Here is a 24,046-nt window from a genome sequence, read left to right as displayed (position 1 = left end):
AACACGAACGCCGAACGCGCGAAACCCATCAGGCGGCGCAAGCCGCCATTCATCCCCACACCCCCCCTCAAGCAAGCACCACCCAATCCCCCCCCGGCAGCGGCGCCACCTCGCAATCCACCTGCGCGCCCGCGCGCTCCAGCACCGCGAAATCCCCATCCGCCAGCGCCATCAGCGGGTGATGCCAGACGCCGCGGCGCAGGGTGACGCCGGCGCCGGGCGCGGCCAGGAAGGCGCGCAAGGTGGCCGGGTCGGGCGCGTCCGCGCCCAGCGCCACCAGCACCACATAGGGCGCGGCGGCCAGGGGCAGGAAGGTCTGGCTGCCCAGGCGGTGGCGTTCCAGTTCGCGCGCGGCGAAGGGCAGGGCGATGGCGCGCGCGCGGAACACCGACAGCGACGGCCGGCCGCCGTCGCCCAGGATGTCGGGCTCGTCCATCTCCACCCGCAGCGAGGTGCCGGCATTGATGCTGCGGCCGCCGCGCCCCGCGCTGCTGACGACTTCGCCATAGGGCGCGAAGGCCTCGGCCGTGAGGGGCTGCGCCGTCAAGGTCCGTGTATCCATCAGAAATTGATCCCCAGCCATTCGCGCACCTGCTCGTGCAGGTCGCCGGCGAAATCCTCGGGCGAGCCGGAGGCGGTGATCTCGCCCAGGCTCAGCACGTAGATGTGATTGGACATGGCCACCACGCGGCGCACGTTGTGGTCCACCAGTAGAATCCCCATGCCCGCGTCGGCGAAGGCGCGGATCCACTGGAACACCTCGGCGGCCACGCGCGGGGCCAGGCCGATGCTGGGCTCGTCGATCAGGCAGACCTGCGGCTGCACCATGTAGGCCTTGGCGAATTCCAGCGATTTCTGCTGCCCGCCCGACAGGTTGCCGGCCTGGTCCTTGAGCTTTTCCTTCAGCACCGGAAAGCGCTCCAGCGTGTCGGCGTAGCGCGCCTCCAGCACGTCGCCGTAGCGCTTGCGACGGCCTTCCAGCGGCAGGCGCAGGTTCTCCTCCACCGTGAGGTAGGGAAACAGGCTGGATTCCTGCGGGATGTACCAGAGCCCGTCGTCGATCATGCGGTGCGGCGCCTGCCCGGAAATATCGCGGCCGGCGCGCGTGACGCGGCCGGACTTGGGCGGCAGGAAGCCGCAGATGGCCTTCATGAGCGTGGACTTGCCGGCGCCGTTCAGCCCGATCAGGCCGCTGATGCGGCCGGCCTGCACCGTCAGCGAAACGCCGCGCAGCACGTCGATGTCGCCGAGGTAGCCGGCGGTCACGTTCTCCATCGCCAGCAGCGTGTCAGCCATGATCGCGCTCCTCGTGTTGTGCTTCGCCGAGGTAGGCCTCGATCACGGCCGGCTCGCGCAGCACCTGCTGGGTCGGGCCGTCGGCCAGCACGCGGCCGGCGTTCATGCAGACCGAGCGCGGGCACAGGTCCACCACCACCGGCATATCGTGGCTGACCAGGATGAAGGTCTGGCCGTCCTGGTTGCGGCGGCGGATGAACGCCGACATGGTTTCCTTCATGACGGGGTGCACCGCGGCGAAGGGCTCGTCCAGCAGCGCCACGCGCGGCGGCACTATGAAGCACGCGCCGAACTCCAGCAGCTTTTTCTGGCCGCCCGACAGCTGCCCGGCGTCCAGGTGCATGACGTGGCCGAGCTTCAGCTCCTCCAGCAGTTCCAGCGCGCGCCTGCTGGCGCCGGCCTCGTCCAGGCCCAGCGCCAGCCCGCACACCACCAGGTTGTCGTAGGCGCTCACGCGGTTGAAGACCCGCGTCATCTGGAACATGCGCAGCACGCCCAGCCGGGTCAGGCGGGTCGGCCCCAGGCCCAGCACGCTGCGCCCGTCCAGCCGGACCTCGCCGGCGTCGGCCTCCAGGTGGCCCGACAGCACGTTCAGCAAGGTGGTCTTGCCCGAGCCGTTGGGGCCGATCAGCCCCAGCAGTTCGCCGTCGGCCACGTCCATGCCCGCGCCGTTGACGGCGAGCAGGCCGCCGAAGCGCTTGCGTATTCCGGATATCTGCAGCAGCGGCATCAGGCCCCCTTGGCGTTGGCGCAACGGCGCAGCGCGGCCCGGCGCGCCAGGCCCCACAGTCCTTCGCGGAAGAAGCGCGCGAACACGATGACCAGCAGCGCGAACACGATCATCTGGATATTGCCGGCGTCGCGCAGCAGTTCGGAGGCGACGTACACCAGCACCGCGCCCAGCAGCGGGCCGACCAGCGTGCCCATGCCGCCTATCACCACCATGGCGATGACGATGCCGGTCTGCGCCACGATGCCCAGCTCCGGGCTGACCAGCTGCGCGAACGTGCCGTACAGGCCGCCGGCGAAGCCGCAGATCGCGCAGCTCACCAGAAAGGCCAGGGTCTTGTAGCGCACCACGTCTATGCCCCGACTGGCCGCGCCGATCTCGTCGTCGCGGATCGCCTGCAGGAAACGGCCCGGACGCGCCCGCAGCAGCAGGAACACCAGCAGCGTGACCGCCGCCAGCACGCCCAGGAACAGGTAATAGTTGCCGAGCCGGCTTTGGATCAGCGCCGGCACGTTCAGCCCCTGGTCGCCGCGGGTGAAGTCGATGGAGTTGTAGATCACCAGGCGCGCGATCTCGGCGAACGACAGCGTGGTCAGCGCCAGGTAGGGGCCCGACAGCCGCAGCACGATGCGGCCCAGCACCAGCCCGATCAGCCCCGGCACCACCGCCGACAGCGGCAGCCCCAGCCACAGCGGCGCCTGCCAGTGGTAGGCCAGCAGGCCGGTGGTATAGCCGCCCAGCATGGCGAAGGCCGCCGGCGCCAGCGAGAACTGGCCGGTGTAGCCGGCCAGCAGGTTCCAGCCCGTGGCCAGCATGGCGAAATACATGCTGACGATGAGCACGCCCAGCCAGTACGGCGAGGACACGCCCAGCGGCAGCAGCGCCAGCACCGCCAGGAACACTAGCGACAGGCGCATTTCCTGGCTAAGCTTGTTGCGCAGCAGATTGGGATGAGCCAGCGGTTCCATGTTCAGACCTCCCGCGCGCGTTCGCCGAACAGGCCGCGCGGCCGGAACAGCAGGATCAGGATCAGCAGCGCCAGCCCGAAGGTGTCGCGGTAGTCGTAGGACAGATAGACCGCGCCGAAGCTCTCCAGCACGCCCAGCGCCAGCGCCGCCAGGATGCTGCCGGGAATCGAGCCCATGCCGCCGATCACCACGATGACGTAGGACTTGATGGCGGGGAACGCGCCCACGTCCGGCGCCGGATTGATGACCGGCGCCAGCAGCGCCCCGGCCAGCGCGGCGAGCACGCCCGAGGCCATGAAGATGATGCTGCTGGCGCGCGCGGTGTCGATGCCGGCGATGGAGGCGCCCAGCCGGTTTTGCGCCACCGCCTGGACCTGCCGGCCCCACAGCGAGCGCTTGATGAACAGCGCCAGCCCGACCAGCAGCACGATGGAAAGCCCGGCCGTGATCAGCTTCTGGCCGCTCATCATGAAAGGGCCGACGGCCATGCGCGTCACGTCCGACAGCGCCGGCCCGCGCATGGGGTAGGGGCCCACGACTTTGTCCACCAGATTGATCAGCAGCAGCGACAGGCCGAAGGTGACGACCACCGCGTACTCGTCCTTCATCAGGCCCCAGGAGCCGTAGCCGGCGTAGAGCGGGCGCATCAGCCAGCGTTCGGTGGCCCAGCCCAGCAGCGCGCCGGCGGCCGCGGCCACCGGCAGCGCCAGCCAGGGCGGCACGCCCAGCGCCAGCGACACCAGGGTATAGGTATAGGCGCCGATCATGTAGAACTCGCCGTGGGCGAAGTTCACGACCTTCAGGATGCCGAAGATCATGGTCAGGCCGACCGCCATCAGCGCGTAGTACAGGCCGATGATCAGGCCGTTGACGAACAGGTCCAGTGCCAGCACTCGATGCTCCCCGGCGCCGGGAAATTTTCCGGCGCGCATAGCGGTTCAGGAGTGGAGGCGTAAAACGCCTCCACGGGGGGCGGTCATTTTTCCGGTTTGACGGCCTTGTCGATCTGCAGCGGTTGGCCCGAAGCCTGGATCAGCGTGGTCTTGCTCAGCGGCTGTCCGACCTCGGTCAGCTGATAGGTGACGTACGGGATGTCGACCCATTGCTGGAAGCTGTAGCCGGGCTGCTGCGAAAAGCTGAACTTGCCGCGCACGCCTTCGAACTGCATGCCTTGCAGGGTCTTGATGATGGCGGCGCTGTCGGTGGACTTGGCCTCTTCGATGGCGCGGGCGATCAGCAGCACCGAGTCCGCGGCCTGGAAGATCAGGCGGTTGGGTTCGGTCTTGGCCTGCTTCTGGTAGGCGGCGCCCACGTCCAGGCCGAGCTGCGGCATGGGCATCTGCGGGTGGTACAGGCCGAAGGCCAGCATGTACTTGCCGGCTTCCTTCACGTTGTTCCAGAAGTCGGGGTAGTCGGCGATGCCGGCGCCGTCGTAGAACCAGGTGTGAGCGCTGGGCGCCACGCCCTGTTCGTACAGCTGGTTCATGAGGATGTAGGCGGCCGGCGGCAGCATGATGTTGACCACCAGTTCCGGCGGGCTGGCGCGCAGCGGCAGCACCGCGGGCGTGAAGTCCTTGCCGGCGCGGTCCAGCGCCACGTACTTGTATTGCGTCTGGGGCGCGGCCTTCTTGAGGAATTCGCCCAGCAGCTTGGCCTGGCCGATGCCGTAGTCGGTGTTCTCGGCGAAGGCGACCACGCTCTTGACCTTGAGCGCGGCGATGGTGTCGGCCATGGCGCTGGAGACGCGTGTGTTGTAGTTGGCCGGGTTGAATACCTCGGGGTAGCCCTTGGCGCGCACGTCGTCGGACCAGCAGTTGGTATTGACGTAGGGCACCTTGTAGCGGTGGGCCACTTCGATTTCCGCCAGGCAGACCGAGCTCTGGTGGCCGCCGGTCACGGCCACGACCTTGTCGCGGGAGATGAGTTTCTCGGCCGCGGCGCGGCCTTTTTCAGGGATGCCCTGGTTGTCTTCGTAGACGATCTTCAGCGGCCGGCCCAGCACGCCGCCCTTGTCGTTGATCATCTTGGTGATGATCTCGACGCCGTCCTTGACCTGGGTGCCTTGCACCACCGAGCCGGGCGGGGATTGCGCGATGCTGACGCCGATGACGATGGGGTCGGCGGCGAGGGCGGAGGAGGAGGCAAGTACGACCGCGGATACGGCTGCGGCGAAGCGAAGCAGTTTCATCGTGGTTTCCTTAGGCGAAGGCGCTGCGGCGGTGCCGGCGTGCGCGCGAAACGCACGGGATCGGCGGTCGGGAACGTCGTTTGTTTTTTAATCCTGTCGGACTGGTCTGACCAGTTAGTGTTTACCAGCATGCGCGGCCGCCCGGCCGCGCCGCGTTCAGGCAGCCAGCAGCGCCTCCACCCGCGCCGCGGCGTTGAGCACGCGCCAGTCGGCGCCGCGCGCGCCCGCGATCTGCAAGCCGATGGGCAGGCCGTTGGCACCGCTGCCGCAAGGCAGCGTCAGCGCGGGCATGCCGGTCAGGTTGAAGGGCATGGTCAGGCCGGTTACGGCGGTGTGCAGCGGCACCTCCTGTCCGCCGATCTCGACCGCGCCGCCGCCCGAGCGCGGCGGCTCGATGCGCAGGGTGGGCGTGACCAGCACGTCCACCGCCTGCATCGCCTGCTCGAACCTATGCGCCAGCACGGCGCGGCCGCGCTGCGCCCGGGCGTACCAGGTGGCGGGAAAGAACTGGCCGATCTCCAGCCGCACGCGCACGTCGGCGCCCAGGGTCTCGGGCTGGTCGACCAGGCGGCGCCAATGGATGTCGGTGGCTTCGCTGCACAGCGTGGCGAACTGCAGCGCGGCGCTGTGTTCGACGCCGGGCAGGTCGATCGGCACCAGCACCGCGCCGTCGGCCTGCATGCGGGCCAGCGCCTGGTCCACGGCGTGGGCCACGTCCTCGGCCAGCGGCGCGTAGAAGTAATTGCGCGGCACGCCCACGCGCAGCCCGCGCAGCGCGCCGACGCTGACGGTGCGTTCGGCCTGGCCGGCCATGATGGAGTAGGCCAGCGCGGCGTCGGCCACGCTGGTGGCGATCGGGCCGATGTGGTCCAGGCTGGCGCCCAGCGCCTGCGCGCCGTCGCGCGAAATCGCGTCGAAAGTGGGCTTGAATCCGACCACGCCGCAGCACGCGGCCGGGATGCGGATCGAGCCGGCGGTGTCGGTGCCGATGGCCAGGCGCACGATGCCGGCGGCCACCGCCGCGGCCGAGCCGCCGCTGGAGCCGCCCGCCGTGTAGCCGGCCGCCCGCGGGTTGCCGACCCAGCCGTAATGCGGATTCTCGCTGGTGATGCCGTAGGCCAGTTCGTGCAGGTTGGTGGTGCCCACCACCAGCGCGCCGGCCTCGCGCAGCCGCGCCACGGCCAGCGCGTCGCGCAGCGCGGGCGGAGGCTTGAGCCCGCCGCTGCCGTTGGTCTGCGAGAAGCCGGCCACCTGCATCAGGTCCTTGACCGCGAAGGGCACGCCCATCAGCGGCATGGCGGCGCCTTCCCGCAGCTTGCGCGCCGCGGCGGCGGCCGCGCCATCCAGCGCCGGCGTGTCCGACAGCGTGATGAAGGCGTTCAGGCCGGCCTGCTGGCGGGCCGCGGCCAGCGCGGCCTTGGCCGGTTCGGCCGCGCGCTCGGGCGCGTCGCGCGCTTCGCGCGCAATGGCCGCGATGCCGGGCGCATGGCGCGAGACGGCGATGCCGCGGCCGGCCTGGGCCGCCGGCAGCTTGTCGCCGGGCGCGGCCGGCGGCGGCGCCAGATAGCCCAGCTCGGTCTCCGGGGCCAGCGCGTCCAGCGCCTCCAGTTCCGGCAGGTTGACGCGCAGGCGGTCGAGCCAGGCCTGGCGCCGTTCGCCATAGGGGTAGTCGCCCAGCCGCGCCAGGGCGTCGACGGCGCGCGAGAATCTTTCGTACAGATCGGTCATGTCGTGCTTGTCCTTACCGGTCAGACCAGTTGGGTGTCATAATGCCGAGGCAGGTATGGGCTGTCAACGACGCTACGCGCCGGCCTGCGCACCGAGGGACGCCGCGATGAATACCGTTGAACACATAGCCCAGCAGCTGCAGGCCCGCATCCGCGCCGGCGAATGGGCGGCGGCCGGCAAGCTGCCGGGCCAGCGCCAGCTGGCCGAGTCGCTGGCCGTGAGCCGCGCCTCGCTGCGCGAGGCCATCACCATGCTGGAAGGCCTGGGCCTGCTGCGCAGCGAAGCCGGCCGCGGCGTCTTCATCGCCCGGCCCGGCGAAAAAGGCCTGGGCAGCGCCTACGGGCGCTGGCGCTTCCAGGGGCGCTACGCGCTGCGCGACGTCTACCTGGTGCGCAACCAGCTCGAAGAACTGGCCGCGGGGCTGGCCGCCAGCGTGGTCACCCAGGCCGGGCTGGGCCGCCTGCACGCCACCATCGCGCAGATGGAGCAGGCCGCCGACGCCGGCGACCTGGTCACGATGTCCGAGGGCGACCATGCCTTCCATGCCTGCCTGTTCGAGATCGCCGGCAGCCCCATGCTGCTGGACCTGGCCGAAAGCATCGCCGACGTGGTCGACGGCAGCCGCCAGGTCGCCTTCGCCGACCCGGCCCGCGTGCGCGAGCCGATACGCGAACACGCCGAGATCATCCAGGCGCTGGCCACCGGCTCGCCCGAGGCCGCGCGCCGCGCGATGCGGGCCCATATCTGCAACGTGGCCGACCGCGCCGGGCTGTCGCTGACGATCCCCGGCGCTTGAACCCCTTGATACGCAGTCGATATCAGCAGGCAAATTCTTAATATTGGACACGAAGCGCGCCGGCCCTCTAGAGTCAGGTCAGAACTAGACCAGACCAGGAGACACAGGTGCGAACCTACAGAAGACAATTGATGGCGGCCGCCATCGGCGGCTGCCTGCTGGCCGCGCTGCCCGCGGCGCACGCCGAGACCTTTCCTTCCCGTCCGCTGAAATTCGTGGTGCCGTTCGGTCCCGGCAGCGGAACCGACACCTCGGCGCGCTATTTCGCTCGCCAGCTGCAGGAGTTGACCGGCCAGCCCGTGGTGGTCGAGAACCGCCCCGGGGCCAACGGCTTCATCGCGGTCAAGAACGTGCTGGCCGCGCCCGCCGACGGCTACACCATCTTCATCGGCAGCAATTCCACGCTGGCCGTGAACGCCGCGCTGTTCAAGCAGCTGCCCTACGATCCGGTGGCCGACTTCTCGCCGCTGACCATGATGATGCGCTCGCCGGCCATGCTGGCCGTCAAGCCGCAGGCGACGTATGGCGACCTGAAAGGCTTGATCGCCTACGCCAAGGCCAATACGGGCAAGGTGAACTTCGGCGCCGGCTCGGCCGGCTACCAGTTGATGGGCGAGCTGCTCAACGACAGCGCCGGCATCCAGGCCGTACACGTGCCGTTCAAGGGCGCGGCCGACGCCATCACCGCCGTGGCCTCGGGCACGGTGGACTACACCTTCGCCGAAGTGACGGCGGTGCAGGAGCTGGCCAAGGACGGACGGGTCAAGGCCGTCGCCGTCGCGTCGGACAAGCGCGTGTCGACCTCGCCCGACGTGCCGACCGCAAGCGAAGCGGGGCTGCCGGGCTTCGAGGCCTACACCTGGGTGGGCGCGATGGTCAGCGCCAAGACGCCGCCCGGGCAGACCGCCAAGCTGGCGGAGCTGTTCACCCAAATCTCGAAAATGGACGAGACCCGGCGCTTCTACGAACGCCTGGGCGCCACGCCCATGACGGGCGGTCCGCAGCAGATGCGCACCTTCCAGGAAAACGAGATCGCGCTGTGGAAGCGCATCGTCGTCAAGGCGAAGGTGCCGCAGCAGTAAGCGCGCCGGCCACGCCCGCGGGCGTGGCCGCCGGCTTCAACGCTGGCCGTCGTGCACCTTGACGGCTTCTTTGGTCAGCCCGCCCAGCCGCGAATGCACGCGTCCGCCCGTGCCCATGACCAGCGCGAACAGGATCTCGTTGGCGCGCGGCGCGTCCTGGATGCCGATTTCGATGCTGTTGAAATGGCTGCGCACGTAAGAGGCGTGGATGTAGTGCACCGGCACCATCATGCGGTAGCCGGCCACGGCCACGGCCTTGACCGCCGGGACCATGGCCTTGGGCTCGTCCAGCACGCTGCGCATGGCCCAGCCGCCGGCTTCGTGCCAGACCGCGCCGTGTTCCATTTCGCCGTCCAGGCCCACGATGGCGGCCTTGCTGTAGACCTCGATCCTGTCCTTGCCGCCCAGCGTCTCCACCAGTTCGGTCGCCAGCAGCGTGCCCAGGCTGCGCAGCTCGGCCATGAAGGGCATGAGGTCCGGCTCGTAGCGGCCGGCGTAGGGATTGCGGATGACGGCGCAGGACGCGGCGAGCTTGAGCGGCTGCGCGGGCGGCGGGCCGTTTTCATGGAGCGTGGTCTCGACGACGAGGCAGCGTTTGCGGATATCGATCAGCGACATGGAAGTGTTCCTGGAAAAGTCGAAAGACGGAGTCATTGCGGCGGAATGCCGGTTTCCTTGACGATGGCGGCCCATTTGCCGATTTCGGCGCGCACGAAGCCGCCGAACTCGGCGGGGCTTTGCCGCTTGACGGTCAGGCCCTGGCGCGCGTAGGTCTGCTTCAGTTCCTCGTTGGCCAGCGCCTGGCCCAGCGATTGCGACAGGCGGTCGAGCACCGGCGCGGGCAGGCCGGCCGGGCCCATGAGGCCGAACCACACCGTCAGGTCGAAGCCGGGCGCGCCGGTTTCGTTCAGCGTGGGGATGTCCGGCGCCAGCGCGAAGCGCTCGGGCGTGCTGACGCCGTAGGGCTTGACCTTGCCGGCGCGCGCCTGCTGCAGGCCGTTGGCCAGGTCGGTGAAGGTCAGGTCCACGGTGCCGCCGATGACGTCGGTAAGCGCCTGGGGGCCGCCGCGGTACGGCACCGGCGTGACGTCGATGTTGCCCATGGCCGCCAGCTTGGCGCCGAACACCTGCGCGCTGCCCGAGCCATAGGCATAGGTCAGCTTGCCCGGATGCCGGGCGCCGTAGGCGTACAGATCGGACACCTTGGTGCCCGGCATGCGCGGCGAACCCACCAGCAGGTAAGGGGTCTCGGCCACCGCGCCGATGGGAGCCAGGTCGGCGGCCGGATCGTAGGGCAGGTCCTTGAACAGGCTCACGCCGCTGGCCGCGGTGGAGACGCCCACCACGACCAGGGTGTAGCCGTCGGGCTTGGCCTTGGCCACGTCGTGCGTGCCGATGATGCCGTTGGCGCCGGGCTTGTTCTCCACCACCACGGGCTGGCCGAGGTCGTCGGCCATGGCCTTGCCCAGGCTGCGGGCCACCACGTCGGTGATGCTGCCGGGCGGAAAGGGCACGACCATGCGGATGGGGCGGTCGGGATAGGCGGCGTGCGCGGCGGCGGCCAGCAGGGCCGCGCCCAGGCCGAGCGCCAGCCCGAGCGCGGCGGCGGATGGTTTCATGTCTGTCTCCTGTGGATGTCGTTATGGTTTGGGCCGGCGCGTTCAGTCCGGCGCGCAAGCGTTCAGGCGTTCCAGGTAGCGATGGATCTCGGTGTTGTCCACGCCGGCCGGCATGGCCTCCAGGGCGCGCTGCCACAGCGCCGTGCACAGCGACAGCTGCGAGGCGGAAACGCCGGCCAGCGCCTGCAGCGAGTCGGCGGTGCGCAGGTCCTTGGCCATCAGCGCCAGCGCGAAGCCGCCGTTGTACGTGCCCGGCACGATGAACTGGCGCAGCTTGGTCTCGGTGGCCACGTTGCGGCCGCTGGAGGCGTTGAGCACTTCGGTGAACACGTCCAGGTCCAGGTCCATGCGGCGCGCGATCGTCAGCGCTTCGCTGGCCGCCAGCAGGCCGGCCGCGTAGACGTAGTTGTTGAGCGCCTTCATGGCGTGGGCCGAGCCCACCTTGCCGGTGTGGATGAGCGAGGCGCCCATGCGCGCGAGCACCGGCCGCACGCGCTCCAGGCCATCGGCGTCGGCGCCTATCATGATGGCCAGCGTGCCGTTGGCGGCCTTGGCCACCGCGCCCGACACCGGCGCGTCGATCAGCGTCACGCCGGCCTCGCGCAGCAGCGGCGCGAGCCGCAGCGTCTCGGCGGGGTTGGACGAACCCATGTCCAGCAGCACCGAACCGGCGCGCATCACGCCGGCCAATCCGTGCTCGCCCTCGATGACGGCGTTGGTCACGGCGCTGTCCGGCAGCATGGTGATGACCACGTCGCAGGCGGCCAGCGCCCGCAGGTCGGCGGCCGGCCGCAGCGTCCTGTTCCAGGCCGGATGCTGCGCCAGGCGTTCCAGCCGCGCGGGGTCGCGGTCATGGGCCAGGATCTCGAAGTTCTCTTCGCCGCGCGCCAGGTTTTCCAGCATGGGTAGGCCCATCATGCCCAGGCCGACGAATCCTATCTTGAGTGTCATGCATTCCCTTTATCGAACCAGCCTGGAAAGTGCTCCAGGCGCTTCCTGGAATGCTAATGAACGCCCGCATTTCCCGGTTATGCTAAGTTCGGCAGGGGATATAACAAACGATTATCGGATCATGCGTTTCAAGCTCAGGCAGATGGAAGTGTTCCGCGCGGTCATGCTGACCGGCTCCATGAACGGGGCGGCCAGGCTGCTGTTCGTGTCGCAGCCGGCCGTCAGCCGCCTCATCGCCCATACCGAACTGAGCCTGGGGCTGCAATTGTTCGAGCGCGACAAGGGCAAGCTCACGCCCACCCCCGAGGCCCACCGCCTGTTCCAGGAGGTGGGGCCGCTATTCGAGGAAGCGCTGCGCGTCGACGAGCTGGCGCGCGACCTGGCCGAGCGCCCGCAGGGCGCATTGACGCTGTGCTCCAGCCCCAGCCTGGCGCTGAACTTCGTGCCGCCTGTGATCGCGCAATACCTGGAGCTGTATCCCGGCGTCCGGCTCAAGTTCCACACCACGCTGCTGGCGGACATGGCGCACGAACTGCTGGGGCGCAAGGCCGAGCTGGCGGTGTCGGTGCTGCCCATCGACCATCCCAACCTGGTGGTCGAGCCCCTGGCCACCGGCGAAATGGTCTGCATCCTGCCGCAAGGCCATCCGCTGGCTTCGCAGCCGGCGGTGGGCCTGGCGGAGCTGGCGCAATACCGGCTGATCCTCTACAGCCGCAACATTCCCTTCGGGCAACTGGTGGCGGCCGCGTTCCAGCGCGCCAACGTCAGCTGGAGCGCGGCGGTGGACATCGTGCGCGCGGAACTGGCCTGCGCCCTGGTGCGGGCCGGCGCGGGCGTGGCGATCGTGGACCAGTTCTCGGTCGGCGAGCAGGGCTGGCCCGGCGTGGTGACGCGGCCGCTGCGCGAATCGATTCCGCTGTCGCTGAGCCTGGTGCGCTCGCGCTTCGAGCGTCCCAGCCGGCACGTGCAGCGGTTCGTGCGCCTGATCAAGGAACACGCGCGCGCCTCGCTCTAGCGTCCTGCCCCGCGCGGGCGATGGCGGGCCGGTTCATCGTCCCGGTTCCTGCGCCTCCAGTTCATGCAGGATCTTGCGCTTCAAGGCCAGCAGCGCCGGGCCGTGCCGCCGTTCGACCCAGGCCTGGGTTTCGTCGGTGATCAGGCTGAGGTTCAAGGCCAGCGTCGCGCCCGCCGGCAGCGCCAGCGGCGTGGACATGGCGACGACGCCCGGCTGCCACGAGGCCAGGCAATAGCCGGCGCTGGCGACCTTGGCGATGGCTTTCCCGATGTCGGCGATGACCGGTTTCCAGGACGCGCTGCGATAGCCGCGCATGATGCCGGCGAGCAAGGCGTCGCGGGCGGCCTCGTCCAGGGTGGCCAGATAGGCCCGTCCCAGCGAAGTCAGCTCGATGGGCACGCGCTGGCCGGCCACGATGGTGCGCAGCGACGCCTTGCGGTTGTAGCGGATGGATTCCAGGTAGACCATCTCGGCGCGGTCGGCGCTGGCCAGGCCGATGTTCACGCGCAGCTTGTTCGAGGCCTCGCGCATCAGCGGCGTGGCCGCCTTGAGCACCGGAGACGCCGCGCGCATCGCATGCCCCAGGCTGAGTACGGGGGCGGCCAGCCGGTAGGCGCGGGCGCGGCGGTCATGCGCCAGGAAGCCGCTGGTGACCAGCGTCTGCGTCAGCCGGCTGACCGTGGCGGCCGACAGTCCGGTGCGTTCGGCCAGCTCGCCGTTGCCCAGCAGATCGGTGCCGGGCTTGAACGCCCGCAGGATTTCCAGGCCGCGCTCCAGCGAGCGGTTCTGGCTGACGCCATCGAAGCGCCGGCGCGCCGCGGGCGAAGAATCGGTAAGGGGACGAGCGTTCATGCAATTCCACTCTATGGAAATAGCTGCGTGTATTCGGCAACTGTAGCGCCTACTGTGTCGTCATAGCCAGCGCGGGGTCCGGCAACGGAGCGCGCCGGCCAGACCCCTAAGACGGAGCGTGGAGATGGGCGGGTACGAATACATCGGACTTCAATCGCAGGACGGCGTGGCGACGCTCACGCTGAACCGGCCGGACAAGCGCAACGCGATCAGCGACGCCATGCGCGCCGAACTGATACACGCGCTGGAGGCGGTGGCGCAGGACCGCGCCGTCCGCGCGCTGGTGCTGACCGGCGCGGGCAAGGGCTTCTGCGCCGGCGGCGACATAGCCGGGATGCAGCGCCGCATGGAGGCGCCCGCCGGCGAGGTCGGGTTCAACGGCTGGTCGCGGCAGCAGCGCGTGCATCATGCGGTCAACCTGCTGTTCCGCATGCCCAAGCCGACGATCGCGGCGGTCAATGGCGCGGCCGCCGGGCTGGGCGCGGACACGGCCCTGAGCTGCGATTTCATCGTGGCTTCCGAAGCCGCGACCTTCACCTGGAGCTACATCGCCCGCGGCCTGATTCCCGACGGCGGCGGCATGTATTTCCTGCCTCGCCGCGTGGGCCTGGCGCGCGCCAAGGAACTGATCTATTCCGGCCGCAAGGTGCAGGCCGACGAAGCGCTGCGGCTGGGCATCGCCGACCGGCTCGCGCCCGCGGGCGAGGAGCTGGGCGCCGCCCAGGCCTGGGCCGCCGAACTCGCGCGGGGCTCGGCCACCGCGCTGGCATTGAGCAAGTCCATCCTGGACCAGAGTTCCGAATTGACGGCCGACCAGGTCTTCGCCATGGGCAGCCAGGCGCAGGGCATCTGCTACACCAGCGCCGAGCACCGCGAGTCGGTGGCCGCGTTCCTGGCCGCGAGGCAGTCCAAATGAGCGCGCTGGAGAAACTGCTGCGTCCGCGCAGCGTGGCGGTGGTGGGCGCTTCGGCCGATCCCGCCAAGACCTCGGGCCGGCCGGTGGCGTACCTGCGCAAGCACGGTTTCCAGGGAGCCATCTACCCCGTGAATCCCAAAGCGTCCGAGATCGACGGGCTGGCCTGCTATCCGGACGTGCGTTCGCTGCCGCAGGCGCCGGACGTGGCCATCGTGCTGCTGGGCGCCGATCGCACGCAGCAGGCCGTGCGCGAGCTGGCCGATATCGGTGCGGGCGCGGCCATCGTGCTGGCCAGCGGCTATTCGGAAACCGGCGAGGCGGGCGCGCGCCGCCAGCGCGAGCTGCGCGAGGCGGCGGGCGCCATGCGCATACTCGGGCCGAACACGATCGGCCTGGTCAACCTGACCGACCGCATCGTGCTGTCGGCCAGCGGCGCATTGGAGATGGACGGCCTGGTCAGCGGCGGCATCGGCCTGGTGTCGCAAAGCGGCGGCATCCTGGGCGCGCTGCTGTCGCGGGCCACGGCGCGCGGCATCGGGTTTTCCAAGCTGATTTCCACCAGCAACGAGGTCGACCTGGACCTGGCGGATTTCGTCGACGCGCTGGCCGACGACCCCGCGACCCGCGTGATCGCGCTCTATGTCGAGAGCATCCGCAATCCCCGGACGTTCCGCACGGCGGCGCGCAAGGCCGCCCGCGCGGGCAAGCCCGTGGTGGCGTTCAAGATCGGCCGCTCCGACTCGGGCGCGCAGGCCGCGGCCTCGCACACGGGCGCGCTGGCCGGCGCCGACGCCATGTACGACGCGCTGTTCGAAGAAACCGGCATCATCCGCGCGCAGACGTTTTCCGATCTGCTGGACATTCCCCTGGCCCTGGCCAGCGGACGTCCGCTGGGCGGGCGGCGGGTCGCCATCCTGACCTCGACCGGCGGGGCGGGCACCCTGGTGGCCGACAGTCTGGGCGTGACGGGCTTCGCGCTGCCCGCGCCCGATGCGCGCTGCGGCGCGGCCCTGCGGGCGCTGCAGACCGGCGACCATGCGGCGCTGGACCGCAATCCCATCGACGTGACGTTGGCGGGCCTGCAGCCCGAACTGCTGCGCGGCGCCATCCGCATCGTGCTGGAGAGCGACCAGTACGACGCGATGGTGGTCATCGTGGGTTCGTCCGGCGTGGCCCGGCCCGAACTGATGGCCGGCGCGCTGAAGGACACGCTGGCGCTTTCGGACAAGCCGCTGCTGGCCTACATCAGCCCGCACGCGCCGCAGGCTGCCGAGACGCTGGGCCGCTACGGCATCCCGGCCTTCCATACGCCCGAGAGCGTCAGCGCCGCCTTGTCGGCCATGTGGCAGGCGCGCCCGCGCGGCCTGCCGGCGCAGGCCGAAGCCGTCGCGCCGGCGCCGCGCGCGCCGGTGGACTGCCCCGGGCAGGGACAGCTGGACGAAGCCCAGGCCAAGGCGCTGTTCGCCCGCTTCGGGATTCCGGGCGTCCGGGAAATCGTGGTGCATACCGAGGAACAGGCCGCCGAGGCGGTGCGGCAGCTCGGGCCCCGCGTCGTGTTGAAGCTGCTGTCCGGCGAGATCACGCACAAGAGCGACGTGGGCGGCGTGGCGGTCGGCGTGCCGGCCGAACACGTGGCGGCCCGCCTGCGGCGGATGGCCGATGACGTGCAGCGGCATACGGGCCGCCGGCCCGACGCCTTCCTGGTCCAGGAGATGGTGACCGGGGCCGCCGAAGTGATCGTCGGGCTGCACAAGGACCCGCTGGGCGCGGCGATTCTGCTGGGCATGGGCGGCGTCGTCGCCGAACTGATCCGCGACACCACGCTGCTGTTGCTGCCCGAAGACGGCGCGGCGCTGACGCCCGCGCAGGTCGAGGCGGCCTTGCGGCGCCTGAAGACCTGGCCCTTGCTGGACGGCTATCGCGGCCGCGAACGGGCCGACGTGCCGGCCCTGGTCGAGGCCGTGCTGGCCTTCGCCCGCATGGCGCAGGCATTGCAGGACCGGCTGGCCGAGGCGGAGATCAATCCGCTGTTCGTCAGGCGCATGGGGCAGGGCGTATGCGCGGCCGACGGCGTCGCGGTGCTGGACCATCCCCGTGCGCCTTGAGCGTACGGGCGTTAAAAAACACGAGGAGACGACAATGAACTTCAGCAGCATATCGACGCGATGCGTCCGGGCCCTGGCCGCCGCGGCGGCGGTGGCGGGCGTTCTGGCGGCGGCGCCGGCGCAGGCCGCTTTTCCGGAACGGCCGCTGCGCATCGTGGTGCCGTTCACGCCGGGCGGCGGCACCGACATCGTCGCGCGCCAGTTGGCCAAGGGACTGACCGATGAACTGGGGCAGTCCGTCATCGTCGAGAACCGGCCCGGCGGCAGCACCATCATCGGCACCGAAAACGTGGCCAAAAGCCCGGCGGACGGCTACACCATGCTGATGGCGACCTTCGCCCACGCCGTGAATCCGGCCATGCAGAAAAAGCTGCCCTACGACACAGACCAGGCCTTCGCGGCGGTGGCGATGATAGGCAAATCGCCCAACGTCCTGGTCGTGTCCGCCAAGTCCCGCTTCAACAGCGTGCAGGACATCCTGGCCTATGCCCGCGCCAATCCGGGCAAGCTGACGTTCGGCTCTTATGGCAACGGCACCTCCGCGCACCTGGCGGGCGAGCTGTTCAAGAGCCTGGGCAGGGCCGACATCCTGCACGTGCCGTACAAGGGGGCGGGACCCGCCATCAACGATCTGATCGGCGGCCAGATCGACATGATCTTCTCGACCTCGGCCAGCGTCAGCGGCCAGGTCAAGAACCGGCAATTGCGCGCGCTGGCGGTGACGACCAAGAACCGTTCGCCCGCCTATCCGGGCGTGCCGACCGTGGCCGAGTCCGGCGAGCCGGACTACTTCGTCGACAGCTGGTATGGCGTGTTCGTGCCCCAGGGCACGCCCAGGCCCGTCATCGACCGCCTCAACGCCGCGATCAAGAAGGTCTCGACGGACCAGGCGTTCCAGGCGGCGCTGGAATTGGAAGGACTGGCCGCCCAGGTCGGAACGCCCGAGGAGCTGGACGCGTACGTGAAGCAGGAGGAAGCGCGCTGGACCAGGATCGTGGAGCAGGCGGGAATCGCCGAGCAGCCCTAGGCGCGCCGGCCCGGCGGAAAACCCGTTGCGGGGCCGGCCGCCGCCGGCCCCGCCGCTTCAATGCATCTGGCCGTAACGCCCGGCGTTGAAGTCCTGGATGGCCTCGACGATCTCGGCCTGGGAGTTCATCACGAAGGGGCCGTAGCCGACCACCGGCTCGTCGATGGGCTCGCCGCTCAGGATCAGGAACACCGCATCGTTGTTGGCCTCGATGCTGATGTCCTCGCCGTCCTGCGAGAACAGCGCCAGCTGCGCGTCGCGGGCGACGGTTTCGCCGTTGACCAGCACCGTGCCGCGCAGCATCACCAGCATGCTGTTGCGGCCGGCGGCGATCGGGAAGGTCGCCGACTTGCCGGCGCTCATGCGCACGTCCCACACGTCCATGGGCGTGAAGGTGCGCGCCGGCCCCGCGTGGCCCGCGTAGTCGCCCGCGATCACGCGCAGCGTGCCCGCGCCGTCCGGCAGCGCCACCGCCGGGATGTCGGCGTCGAGGATGCTCTGGTAGCCCGCCGGGGCCTTCTTGTCCTTGGCCGGCAGGTTGACCCACAGCTGCACCATTTCCAGTTCTCCGCCCTTGCGGGTGAATTCATGGGAATGGAATTCCTCGTGCAGAATGCCCGAGGCGGCGGTCATCCATTGCACGTCGCCGGGGCCGATGACGCCGCCCTTGCCGGTGGAATCGCGGTGCTCGACTTCGCCGCTGTAGACGATGGTCACGGTTTCGAAGCCGCGATGCGGATGCTGGCCCACGCCGCGCGGCTGGTCGGCCGGCTCGAAGCGGGCCGGGCCGGCGTAATCCAGCAGCAGGAACGGGCTGGTGTTCTTGCCCTTGTCGCTATAGGAGAACATAGAGCGCACCGGGAAGCCGTCGCCCACCCAGTGGGGACGGGGGCTGGCATGCAAACCGAGGATCTTCTTCATGGTCGTATTTCCTGTTGCGCGGCCCCATCGGGGCCGTTCGTCATGTCTATGAAGATAAGGGCGCAAGGCCGCTGGCGGTAGTCCCTGCCATTGATAAGCACTGTTCCATAAGCTGAACGATGGCGCGGGATTTTGCCGTTGGCGTATTCTGTGGCCATGCAACGTTCCACAGATCCGGCCCGGGCAGGGCATGACGACCGGGTGCAGGGCTTCGCGCCGGTGGCGCGCGCCGATGCGCGCGTCCTGGTGCTGGGCTCCATGCCCGGCGTGGCCTCGCTCAGGCAGGCCCGCTATTACGCGCATCCGCGCAACGCCTTCTGGCCCATCGCGGCCCGCGTTTTCGGCTTCGATCCGGCGCTGGACTACGCGGCCCGGCTGGCCGCGCTGCAGGCGGGCGGGGTCGCCTTATGGGACGTGCTGCAAGCCTGCGAACGCCCGGGCAGCCTGGACGCCGACATCCGCGCCGATACGCTGGTGGCCAACGATTTCGCCGCATTCCTGGAACGGCACCCGGGCATCGCGCGGGTCTGCTTCAACGGCGCCAAGGCCGCCGCGCTGTACCGGCGCCACGTCCTGCCGGGTCTGGACGCCGGGCTGGAATACGTCGCGCTGCCCTCGACCAGCCCGGCCCACGCCGCGGCCTCGTTCGAGCAGAAACTGGCCGTCTGGAGCAGGGCGCTCAGGCCGGCGGACTGACCCGGTGAGGCATTCTGGGGACGGATTCGCGATTAATCCGTCCCCCGTTGATTCATATCAAGCCTCTATATAACCCCGAGTGATAAGTTTATTCACGTAACACTTATGCGCTTGGAGAATCCGTATGCATCCCCCCGCCAGCCCCCCGGAAACGCCTTTGCCGGGTAAACGTGGCTTCCTCAAAGGACTACTCGGGCTGGGGGCGGCGGCGACCGTCATTCCCATCCATGCCGAGGCCGCCGGCCTCAACGGGCAGCCGCCGCGCCGCCCCGGCATGGCGGGCAAGCGCTACGGCATGGTGGTGGACATGCGCAAATGCATCGGCTGCCAATCCTGTACGGTCAGCTGTTCCATGGAGAACCTGCCCCCCATCGGCCAGTTCCGCACCACCGTTCTGCAATACGAGGTCAAGCCCGACGACGGCCCGGCCGCGATGGTGATGCTGCCGCGCCTGTGCAACCACTGCGACAACCCGCCCTGCGTGCCGGTCTGTCCGGTGCAGGCCACGTTCCAGCGCGAGGACGGCATCGTGCTGGTCGACAACGAGCGCTGCGTCGGCTGCGCGTATTGCGTGCAGGCCTGTCCTTACGACGCCCGCTTCATCAACCACGAAACCCAGACCGCGGACAAGTGCACGTTCTGCGAGCACCGGCTGGAGGCCGGCCTGCTGCCGGCCTGCGTGGAAAGCTGCGTGGGCGGCGCCCGCGTGATCGGCGACCTGAACGATCCGGATAGCGCGATTTCGCGGCTGCTGGCCGAGCACAAGGACGAGGTCAAGGTGCTCAAGCCCGAGATGAAGACCGATCCCCACGTCTATTACATCGGCCTGCCCGATGCGTTCGTCCACCAGGTCGACGGCCAGGCCGGCGTGCGGCTGGCCGGCGCCCATTGAAGGGGATATCCATGCAGATCTCCGAATTGCTCACGCCGGTCTACGACGCCGCCTGGCTGCCCTGGGCGGTGCAGTACTTCTTCCTCATCGGCATCAGCGCCACCACGGCGCTGACCGCCGCCTTCTCGGCCTTCGGGCGCGAGGGGTCTTCCGCGCGCCGTCTGCTGCCGGCGGCGGTGGCGGTGCTGCTGGTCAGCGCCACCGCCGCGCCCGTGTCGCTGCTGGCCGACCTGCACCAGCCGGGCCGCTTCTGGCATTTCTATACCCAGCTCACGCTCTGGTCGTGGATGTGGCTGGGCGCGCTGCTGCTGCCGGCCTTCGTGGGCCTGGCGCTGCTGTTCAGCGCGGCCTGGTGGTGGGGCCGCGTCGGCGTGCTGCGCGCGACGGCCGTGCTGCTGGCGCTGTCGGCGCTGTCCATCCTGGTCTATACCGGCGCCGAAGTCATGGTGCTGCGTTCGCGGCCGCTGTGGCACACGGTGTTCCTGCCCGTGAACTTCGCGCTGACCGCCTGGCTGGGCGCGCTGGGCGCCATGTTCCTGATGGGCCGCTGGCTGCCCGGCGGCATGCGCGCCTTGCCGGTGGACATGCTGCGCCGCCTGAGCGTGACCGCCGTGGTGATGATGGCGCTGGGCGCCGGCGCCTGGGCGCTGCTGGGCCTGCTGGGGCTGGACCCGTCGTTCGACGCGGCCCTGCGCCTGTTCGCGCAATTCCCCATCTGGCGCATCAGCCTGGCGGGCGCCGTGATCACGGCCTTCTGCATCATCGCGCTGCTGCAGCGCCCGGCCCGAACGCTGGCCGAGCCGCTGCCCTCGGCCGCGCTGGCGCTGACCATGCTGGCCGCCGCCTGGATATTCCGCTGGGTCGTGTTCATGAGCGTGCAGGGCGTGCCGAAGTATGGCGCCGGCCTCTATCTGTACGACATGCCCTGGGGCAGCGATGGCCTGCTCGGCATGGTGGGCGTGCTGGGCCTGTGCGTGGCGCTGGTCGCCGCCGTGACCTGGGCCCTGGAACTGTTCCCGGCGCGCAAGCCGGGCACGGCATCGGCCTGACGCAAGAACCTGGAAGACGAAGCAATGGACAAGCAACACAAAGACGGCAAGCCTGGCGCAGCGCCGGAGCAGCCGCGCGACGAAGCGCGGCGCAAACTGATGGTGCGCGGCGGCCTGGTCGCCGGCGGCATGGCGGCCTTCGCGGCCGGCTACGGCGAAACCGTGGCGCGCGCGGTCAAGGGACTGGCGCAGGGCACGGCCGGCGCGCCCACGGCGCACGCCGTGCGCGGCAATTCGCTGACCCCGGAGTTCCGCATCGACCCGCTGACCGGCGCGCTGAGCGCCCAGCCGGGCCAGACCGTCAGCCCTTCCAGCTGCCTGGGCTGCTGGACCCAGTGCGGCGTGCGGCTGCGCGTCGACACCGAGCAAAACCGCATCATGCGGGTGGCGGGCAACCCCTACCATCCGCTGGCCACCACCCAGCCGGCCGCGATGGAGACGCCGGTGCGCGACGTCTACGCGCAGCTGGGCGGCGACAACGGACTGGAAGGGCGGGCCACTTCCTGCGCGCGCGGCTCGTCCATGCTGGAGCAGCTGGAAAGCCCCTACCGCGTGCTGCAGCCGCTCAAGCGGGTCGGCCCGCGCGGCGCGGGCAAGTGGCAGACCATCTCCTTCGAGCAGCTGGTGCAGGAGGTCTGCGAAGGCGGCGACCTGTTCGGCGAAGGCCATGTGGACGGGCTGCGCGCCATCTACGACCGCGAGACGCCGCTGGATCCGCAGAACCCGGAATACGGCGCCAAGGTCAACCAGCTCCTGTTCACCGATGCCGGCAACGAAGGCCGCACGCCGCTGATCCAGCGCTTCGCCGCGCAATCGTTCGGCACGGTCAACGTCAGCAATCACGGCTCGTACTGCGGCCAGAGCTTCCGCGTGGGCGCGGGCGCCGCGCTCGGCGACCTGAAGGGCATGCCGCATGGCAAGCCGGACTGGGACCACGCCCGCTTCGGCCTGTTCATCGGCACCTCGCCGGCGCAGGCCGGCAACCCGTTCCAGCGCCAGGCGCGCCAGCTGGCCGAGGCCCGCGTGCGTCCGGAAGAAAGCGGCTTCTCGTATGTGGTCGTCTCGCCCATGCTGCCCGCGTCCTCCAGCCTGTCGGCCGGAACGGGCAACGAGTGGCTGCCGGTCAACCCGGCCGGCGACCTGGCGCTGGTGATGGGCATGATCCGCTGGATGCTGGAGCACGAACGCTTCGACGCCCGCATGCTGTCGCAGCCCGGCCCGGCCGCCATGCAGGCCGCCGGCGAGGCGGCCTGGACCAACGCCACCCACCTGGTCGTGGCCGAAGCAGGCCATCCGCGCCAGGGCAGTTTCCTGCGCGGCGCCGACCTGGGCTGGCCGCGTCCGGCGGACGCCGACGAGAAGTGGGAAGACGTGTACGTGGTGCGCCTGGAAGACGGCACGCTGGCGCCGCACACCTCGGCCGTGCCGGCCGCGCTGTTCGTGGACCAGGCCGTGGCCGCGCCCGGCATGCAGGGCGCGCCGCAGTCGCTGCGCGTGCGCTCCTCGCTGTCGCTGCTGCGCGAGGAAGCGCGCCGCAAGACGCTGGACGAATACGCCGAACTGAGCGGCGTGCCGGCCGCGAAGATCACCTCGCTGGCCGAGCGCTTCACCAGCCACGGCAAGCAGGCCGTGGCCGACGCGCACGGCGGCACCATGAGCGGCGCGGGCTTCTATACCGCGTACGCCATCGCCATGCTCAACACGCTGGTGGGCAACCTGAACGTGGAGGGCGGCCTGCTGCTGGACGGCGGCCCGTTCCCGCCCTACGGCCCGGGGCCGCGCTACAACATCGCCGGCTTCGCCAACCGCGCCGCGCCCAAGGGCGTGCCGCTGTCGCGCAACCGCTTCCCGTACGAGAAGTCCAGCGAATTCAAGCGCAAGCAGGCCGCCGGCCAGCCCGTCTATCCAGCCGAAGCGCCCTGGTATCCGGCCACTGGCGGGCTCAGCTCCGAGATGCTGGCCTCCGCGCTGGCGGGCTATCCGTACCGCGCCAAGGTCTGGTTCAACCACATGGGCAACCCGGTCTACGGCGTCGCCGGCTTCCGCAACGTCGTGGCCGACAAGCTGAAAGACCCGCGCCTGCTGCCGCTGTCGGTGTCGATCAATCCCTTCATCAACGAAACCAACGCGCTGGCCGACTACATCGTGCCCGACACCGTGACCTACGAAAGCTGGGGCGTGTCGGCGCCGTGGGCCGACGTGGTGGCCAAGGCCTCCACCGTGCGCTGGCCGGCCGTGCAGCCGCGCGTGGCGCGTACGGCCGGCGGCGAGCCGGTGTGCCTGGAGACCTTCCTGATCGCCTGCGCCAAGCGGCTGGACATGCCGGGCTTCGGCGCCGGCGCGATCTCGGACAAGGAGGGCGGCAAGTATGCGCTGGACACGCCCGAGGACTTCTTCCTGCGCGGCATGGCCAATATCGCGTTCGCCGCGGGCCGCCCGGTGCCCGAGGCCAGCGACGAAGACATGGCGCTGACCGGCGTGGACCGCTACAAGGACCTGCTGCAGCAAAAGCTCAAGCCGGGCGAGTGGCGCCAGGTCGCGATGCTGATGAGCCGCGGCGGCCGCTTCGACAAGATGGAGGACGCCTGGGTCGGCGAGGGCGCCGCGCGCCGCCTGCGCGCGGCCTATGCCAAGCCGCTGACGGTCTGGAGCGAGGAGCTGGCGGGCTTTCGCCATTCGCTCACCGGCGAGCGCTACAGCGGCTGTCCGACCTGGTATCCGACGCGCCTGGCCGACGGCCGCGACATGCGCGCCGAATACGGCAGGCAGGAATGGCCGTTCCTGCTCAGCTCGTTCAAGTCCAACCTGATGAGCTCCATGTCCATCGGCGTGAGCCGCCTGCGCCAGGTGCATCCGCACAACCCGGTGTCGATCAACCGCCAGGACGGCGAGCGCCTGGGCCTGCGCAACGGCGATCCGGTGCGCATCGTGACGCCGGGCGGCGCGGTCACCGGGCTGGCGCTGCTGCGCGACGGCATCCAGCCGGGCGCGGTCGGCATCGAGCACGGCTACGGCCATACCGAGCTGGGCGTGCGCGCGCATATCGTGGACGGCAAGCCCATGCCGCACGATCCGGCGCTGAGCGCGGGCGTGAACCTGAACGACCTGGGCTTCGGCGACGCCACGCGCGGCGCGCACGCCAACGTCTGGATCGACTGGGTTTCGGGCGCGGCGGTGCGCCAGGGCCTGCCGGCCCGCATCGAGCGCGCCTGACG

General features: G+C 69.9%; 22 protein-coding genes. 10 read left to right on the top strand and 12 right to left on the bottom strand.

The window, feature by feature from the left end:
* Positions 1–67: 67 nt before the first annotated feature.
* The 7 genes from A6B37_RS08205 to A6B37_RS08175 form a co-directional block, all read right to left on the bottom strand.
* Positions 68–562 (bottom strand): ureidoglycolate lyase, encoded by a 495-nt coding sequence (locus A6B37_RS08205; protein ID WP_102771534.1) that lies wholly within the window; start codon positions 560–562, stop codon positions 68–70.
* Positions 562–1,296 (bottom strand): ABC transporter ATP-binding protein, encoded by a 735-nt coding sequence (locus A6B37_RS08200; RefSeq protein ID WP_102771533.1) that lies wholly within the window; start codon positions 1,294–1,296, stop codon positions 562–564. The genes A6B37_RS08205 and A6B37_RS08200 overlap by 1 nt, the downstream gene beginning before the upstream one ends.
* A complete protein-coding gene (locus A6B37_RS08195) occupies positions 1,289–2,026 on the bottom strand; it encodes an ATP-binding cassette domain-containing protein (protein WP_111825432.1) in 738 nt (245 codons plus the stop codon). Before A6B37_RS08195 ends, A6B37_RS08200 begins: the two co-directional genes overlap by 8 nt.
* Positions 2,026–2,994 (bottom strand): branched-chain amino acid ABC transporter permease, encoded by a 969-nt coding sequence (locus A6B37_RS08190; protein ID WP_111825431.1) that lies wholly within the window; start codon positions 2,992–2,994, stop codon positions 2,026–2,028. The genes A6B37_RS08195 and A6B37_RS08190 overlap by 1 nt, the downstream gene beginning before the upstream one ends.
* A 2-nt stretch (positions 2,995–2,996) precedes the next feature.
* Positions 2,997–3,887, bottom strand: a complete 891-nt coding sequence (locus tag A6B37_RS08185; protein ID WP_102771530.1) for a branched-chain amino acid ABC transporter permease — start codon at positions 3,885–3,887, stop codon at positions 2,997–2,999.
* 83 nt (positions 3,888–3,970) lie between these two features.
* Positions 3,971–5,182 carry an ABC transporter substrate-binding protein gene (locus A6B37_RS08180; RefSeq protein ID WP_111825430.1) on the bottom strand — a complete coding sequence of 404 codons (1,212 nt, stop codon included), beginning with the start codon at positions 5,180–5,182 and terminating at the stop codon, positions 3,971–3,973.
* 156 nt (positions 5,183–5,338) lie between these two features.
* Entirely contained in the window at positions 5,339–6,910 is a 1,572-nt protein-coding gene (locus tag A6B37_RS08175) for an amidase (RefSeq protein ID WP_111825429.1), read from the bottom strand.
* Between the two features lie 106 nt (positions 6,911–7,016).
* Between A6B37_RS08175 and A6B37_RS08170 the strand changes: the two genes are divergently transcribed.
* The gene (locus tag A6B37_RS08170) at positions 7,017–7,706 is read left to right on the top strand and encodes a FadR/GntR family transcriptional regulator (RefSeq protein WP_102771527.1); all 690 of its coding nucleotides are present in this window, start codon (positions 7,017–7,019) and stop codon (positions 7,704–7,706) included.
* A gap of 131 nt (positions 7,707–7,837) precedes the next feature.
* Positions 7,838–8,788 (top strand): tripartite tricarboxylate transporter substrate binding protein, encoded by a 951-nt coding sequence (locus A6B37_RS08165; RefSeq protein ID WP_111825428.1) that lies wholly within the window; start codon positions 7,838–7,840, stop codon positions 8,786–8,788.
* 36 nt (positions 8,789–8,824) lie between these two features.
* On the opposite strand, the gene A6B37_RS08160 is transcribed toward A6B37_RS08165, so the two are convergent.
* The 3 genes from A6B37_RS08160 to A6B37_RS08150 are packed head-to-tail and all read right to left on the bottom strand — an operon-like array spanning position 8,825 to position 11,358.
* Positions 8,825–9,406: an amino acid synthesis family protein gene (locus A6B37_RS08160; protein WP_111825427.1), complete on the bottom strand. Its 582-nt coding sequence runs from the start codon at positions 9,404–9,406 to the stop codon at positions 8,825–8,827.
* 32 nt (positions 9,407–9,438) lie between these two features.
* On the bottom strand, positions 9,439–10,407 hold the full coding sequence (locus A6B37_RS08155; RefSeq protein WP_246842398.1) for a tripartite tricarboxylate transporter substrate binding protein: 969 nt from the start codon (positions 10,405–10,407) through the stop codon (positions 9,439–9,441).
* 42 nt (positions 10,408–10,449) lie between these two features.
* Entirely contained in the window at positions 10,450–11,358 is a 909-nt protein-coding gene (locus A6B37_RS08150) for an NAD(P)-dependent oxidoreductase (RefSeq protein ID WP_111825426.1), read from the bottom strand.
* Positions 11,359–11,479: 121 nt separating this feature from the next.
* Here A6B37_RS08150 and A6B37_RS08145 point away from each other — a divergent pair, with 121 nt between their 5' ends.
* Positions 11,480–12,373 carry a LysR family transcriptional regulator gene (locus A6B37_RS08145; RefSeq protein WP_111825425.1) on the top strand — a complete coding sequence of 298 codons (894 nt, stop codon included), beginning with the start codon at positions 11,480–11,482 and terminating at the stop codon, positions 12,371–12,373.
* A gap of 33 nt (positions 12,374–12,406) precedes the next feature.
* Here A6B37_RS08145 and A6B37_RS08140 read toward each other — a convergent pair whose 3' ends face one another.
* Positions 12,407–13,225: a helix-turn-helix domain-containing protein gene (locus tag A6B37_RS08140; protein WP_111825424.1), complete on the bottom strand. Its 819-nt coding sequence runs from the start codon at positions 13,223–13,225 to the stop codon at positions 12,407–12,409.
* 124 nt (positions 13,226–13,349) lie between these two features.
* Between A6B37_RS08140 and A6B37_RS08135 the strand changes: the two genes are divergently transcribed.
* From A6B37_RS08135 to A6B37_RS08125, 3 genes are read left to right on the top strand one after another with little or no spacing between them, the layout of a single operon-like run.
* Complete coding sequence (locus tag A6B37_RS08135) at positions 13,350–14,141, top strand: enoyl-CoA hydratase/isomerase family protein (RefSeq protein WP_102771521.1); 792 nt, start codon at positions 13,350–13,352, stop codon at positions 14,139–14,141.
* Positions 14,138–16,246 carry an acetate--CoA ligase family protein gene (locus A6B37_RS08130; RefSeq protein WP_111825423.1) on the top strand — a complete coding sequence of 703 codons (2,109 nt, stop codon included), beginning with the start codon at positions 14,138–14,140 and terminating at the stop codon, positions 16,244–16,246. The genes A6B37_RS08135 and A6B37_RS08130 overlap by 4 nt, the downstream gene beginning before the upstream one ends.
* Before the next feature lie 34 nt (positions 16,247–16,280).
* The gene (locus A6B37_RS08125) at positions 16,281–17,273 is read left to right on the top strand and encodes a tripartite tricarboxylate transporter substrate binding protein (protein ID WP_111825422.1); all 993 of its coding nucleotides are present in this window, start codon (positions 16,281–16,283) and stop codon (positions 17,271–17,273) included.
* A gap of 57 nt (positions 17,274–17,330) precedes the next feature.
* Here the strand turns inward: A6B37_RS08125 and A6B37_RS08120 are convergent, their stop codons facing one another.
* Positions 17,331–18,194: a pirin family protein gene (locus tag A6B37_RS08120; RefSeq protein ID WP_102771518.1), complete on the bottom strand. Its 864-nt coding sequence runs from the start codon at positions 18,192–18,194 to the stop codon at positions 17,331–17,333.
* Positions 18,195–18,350: 156 nt separating this feature from the next.
* Here A6B37_RS08120 and A6B37_RS08115 point away from each other — a divergent pair, with 156 nt between their 5' ends.
* The 4 genes from A6B37_RS08115 to A6B37_RS08100 all read left to right on the top strand — a co-directional run bounded on the left by A6B37_RS08115 (position 18,351) and on the right by A6B37_RS08100 (position 24,044).
* Positions 18,351–18,890: a DNA-deoxyinosine glycosylase gene (locus A6B37_RS08115; RefSeq protein ID WP_102771859.1), complete on the top strand. Its 540-nt coding sequence runs from the start codon at positions 18,351–18,353 to the stop codon at positions 18,888–18,890.
* 124 nt (positions 18,891–19,014) lie between these two features.
* Complete coding sequence (gene dsrO / locus A6B37_RS08110) at positions 19,015–19,782, top strand: sulfate reduction electron transfer complex DsrMKJOP subunit DsrO (protein ID WP_102771517.1); 768 nt, start codon at positions 19,015–19,017, stop codon at positions 19,780–19,782.
* An 11-nt stretch (positions 19,783–19,793) separates the two neighbouring features.
* On the top strand, positions 19,794–20,831 hold the full coding sequence (gene nrfD / locus A6B37_RS08105; protein ID WP_111825421.1) for an NrfD/PsrC family molybdoenzyme membrane anchor subunit: 1,038 nt from the start codon (positions 19,794–19,796) through the stop codon (positions 20,829–20,831).
* A gap of 24 nt (positions 20,832–20,855) precedes the next feature.
* A complete protein-coding gene (locus A6B37_RS08100; RefSeq protein ID WP_111825420.1) occupies positions 20,856–24,044 on the top strand; it encodes a tetrathionate reductase subunit A in 3,189 nt (1,062 codons plus the stop codon).
* The last annotated feature ends 2 nt before the right edge of the window (positions 24,045–24,046 follow it).

The organism is Achromobacter sp. HZ01 (assembly GCF_003267925.1).
Lineage (GTDB): Bacteria > Pseudomonadota > Gammaproteobacteria > Burkholderiales > Burkholderiaceae_B > Achromobacter > Achromobacter pulmonis_A.
The sequence above is the reverse complement of the archived record's forward strand: the minus strand, read 5'-3'. Positions and strand labels throughout refer to the sequence as shown.

What these genes read in the sequence shown, in the direction of transcription:
- A6B37_RS08115 (WP_102771859.1), top strand. Translation starts at nt 18,351, where the DNA reads ATGCAACGTTCCACAGATCCGGCCCGGGCAGGGCATGACGACCGGGTG.
- A6B37_RS08130 (WP_111825423.1), top strand. Translation starts at nt 14,138, where the DNA reads ATGAGCGCGCTGGAGAAACTGCTGCGTCCGCGCAGCGTGGCGGTGGTG.
- A6B37_RS08180 (WP_111825430.1), bottom strand. Translation starts at nt 5,182, where the DNA reads ATGAAACTGCTTCGCTTCGCCGCAGCCGTATCCGCGGTCGTACTTGCC.
- A6B37_RS08135 (WP_102771521.1), top strand. Translation starts at nt 13,350, where the DNA reads ATGGGCGGGTACGAATACATCGGACTTCAATCGCAGGACGGCGTGGCG.
- A6B37_RS08200 (WP_102771533.1), bottom strand. Translation starts at nt 1,296, where the DNA reads ATGGCTGACACGCTGCTGGCGATGGAGAACGTGACCGCCGGCTACCTC.
- A6B37_RS08190 (WP_111825431.1), bottom strand. Translation starts at nt 2,994, where the DNA reads ATGGAACCGCTGGCTCATCCCAATCTGCTGCGCAACAAGCTTAGCCAG.
- A6B37_RS08140 (WP_111825424.1), bottom strand. Translation starts at nt 13,225, where the DNA reads ATGAACGCTCGTCCCCTTACCGATTCTTCGCCCGCGGCGCGCCGGCGC.
- nrfD (WP_111825421.1), top strand. Translation starts at nt 19,794, where the DNA reads ATGCAGATCTCCGAATTGCTCACGCCGGTCTACGACGCCGCCTGGCTG.
- A6B37_RS08175 (WP_111825429.1), bottom strand. Translation starts at nt 6,910, where the DNA reads ATGACCGATCTGTACGAAAGATTCTCGCGCGCCGTCGACGCCCTGGCG.
- A6B37_RS08120 (WP_102771518.1), bottom strand. Translation starts at nt 18,194, where the DNA reads ATGAAGAAGATCCTCGGTTTGCATGCCAGCCCCCGTCCCCACTGGGTG.
- dsrO (WP_102771517.1), top strand. Translation starts at nt 19,015, where the DNA reads ATGCATCCCCCCGCCAGCCCCCCGGAAACGCCTTTGCCGGGTAAACGT.
- A6B37_RS08160 (WP_111825427.1), bottom strand. Translation starts at nt 9,406, where the DNA reads ATGTCGCTGATCGATATCCGCAAACGCTGCCTCGTCGTCGAGACCACG.
- A6B37_RS08100 (WP_111825420.1), top strand. Translation starts at nt 20,856, where the DNA reads ATGGACAAGCAACACAAAGACGGCAAGCCTGGCGCAGCGCCGGAGCAG.
- A6B37_RS08165 (WP_111825428.1), top strand. Translation starts at nt 7,838, where the DNA reads ATGGCGGCCGCCATCGGCGGCTGCCTGCTGGCCGCGCTGCCCGCGGCG.
- A6B37_RS08150 (WP_111825426.1), bottom strand. Translation starts at nt 11,358, where the DNA reads ATGACACTCAAGATAGGATTCGTCGGCCTGGGCATGATGGGCCTACCC.
- A6B37_RS08170 (WP_102771527.1), top strand. Translation starts at nt 7,017, where the DNA reads ATGAATACCGTTGAACACATAGCCCAGCAGCTGCAGGCCCGCATCCGC.
- A6B37_RS08125 (WP_111825422.1), top strand. Translation starts at nt 16,281, where the DNA reads ATGAACTTCAGCAGCATATCGACGCGATGCGTCCGGGCCCTGGCCGCC.
- A6B37_RS08145 (WP_111825425.1), top strand. Translation starts at nt 11,480, where the DNA reads ATGCGTTTCAAGCTCAGGCAGATGGAAGTGTTCCGCGCGGTCATGCTG.
- A6B37_RS08205 (WP_102771534.1), bottom strand. Translation starts at nt 562, where the DNA reads ATGGATACACGGACCTTGACGGCGCAGCCCCTCACGGCCGAGGCCTTC.
- A6B37_RS08195 (WP_111825432.1), bottom strand. Translation starts at nt 2,026, where the DNA reads ATGCCGCTGCTGCAGATATCCGGAATACGCAAGCGCTTCGGCGGCCTG.
- A6B37_RS08155 (WP_246842398.1), bottom strand. Translation starts at nt 10,407, where the DNA reads ATGAAACCATCCGCCGCCGCGCTCGGGCTGGCGCTCGGCCTGGGCGCG.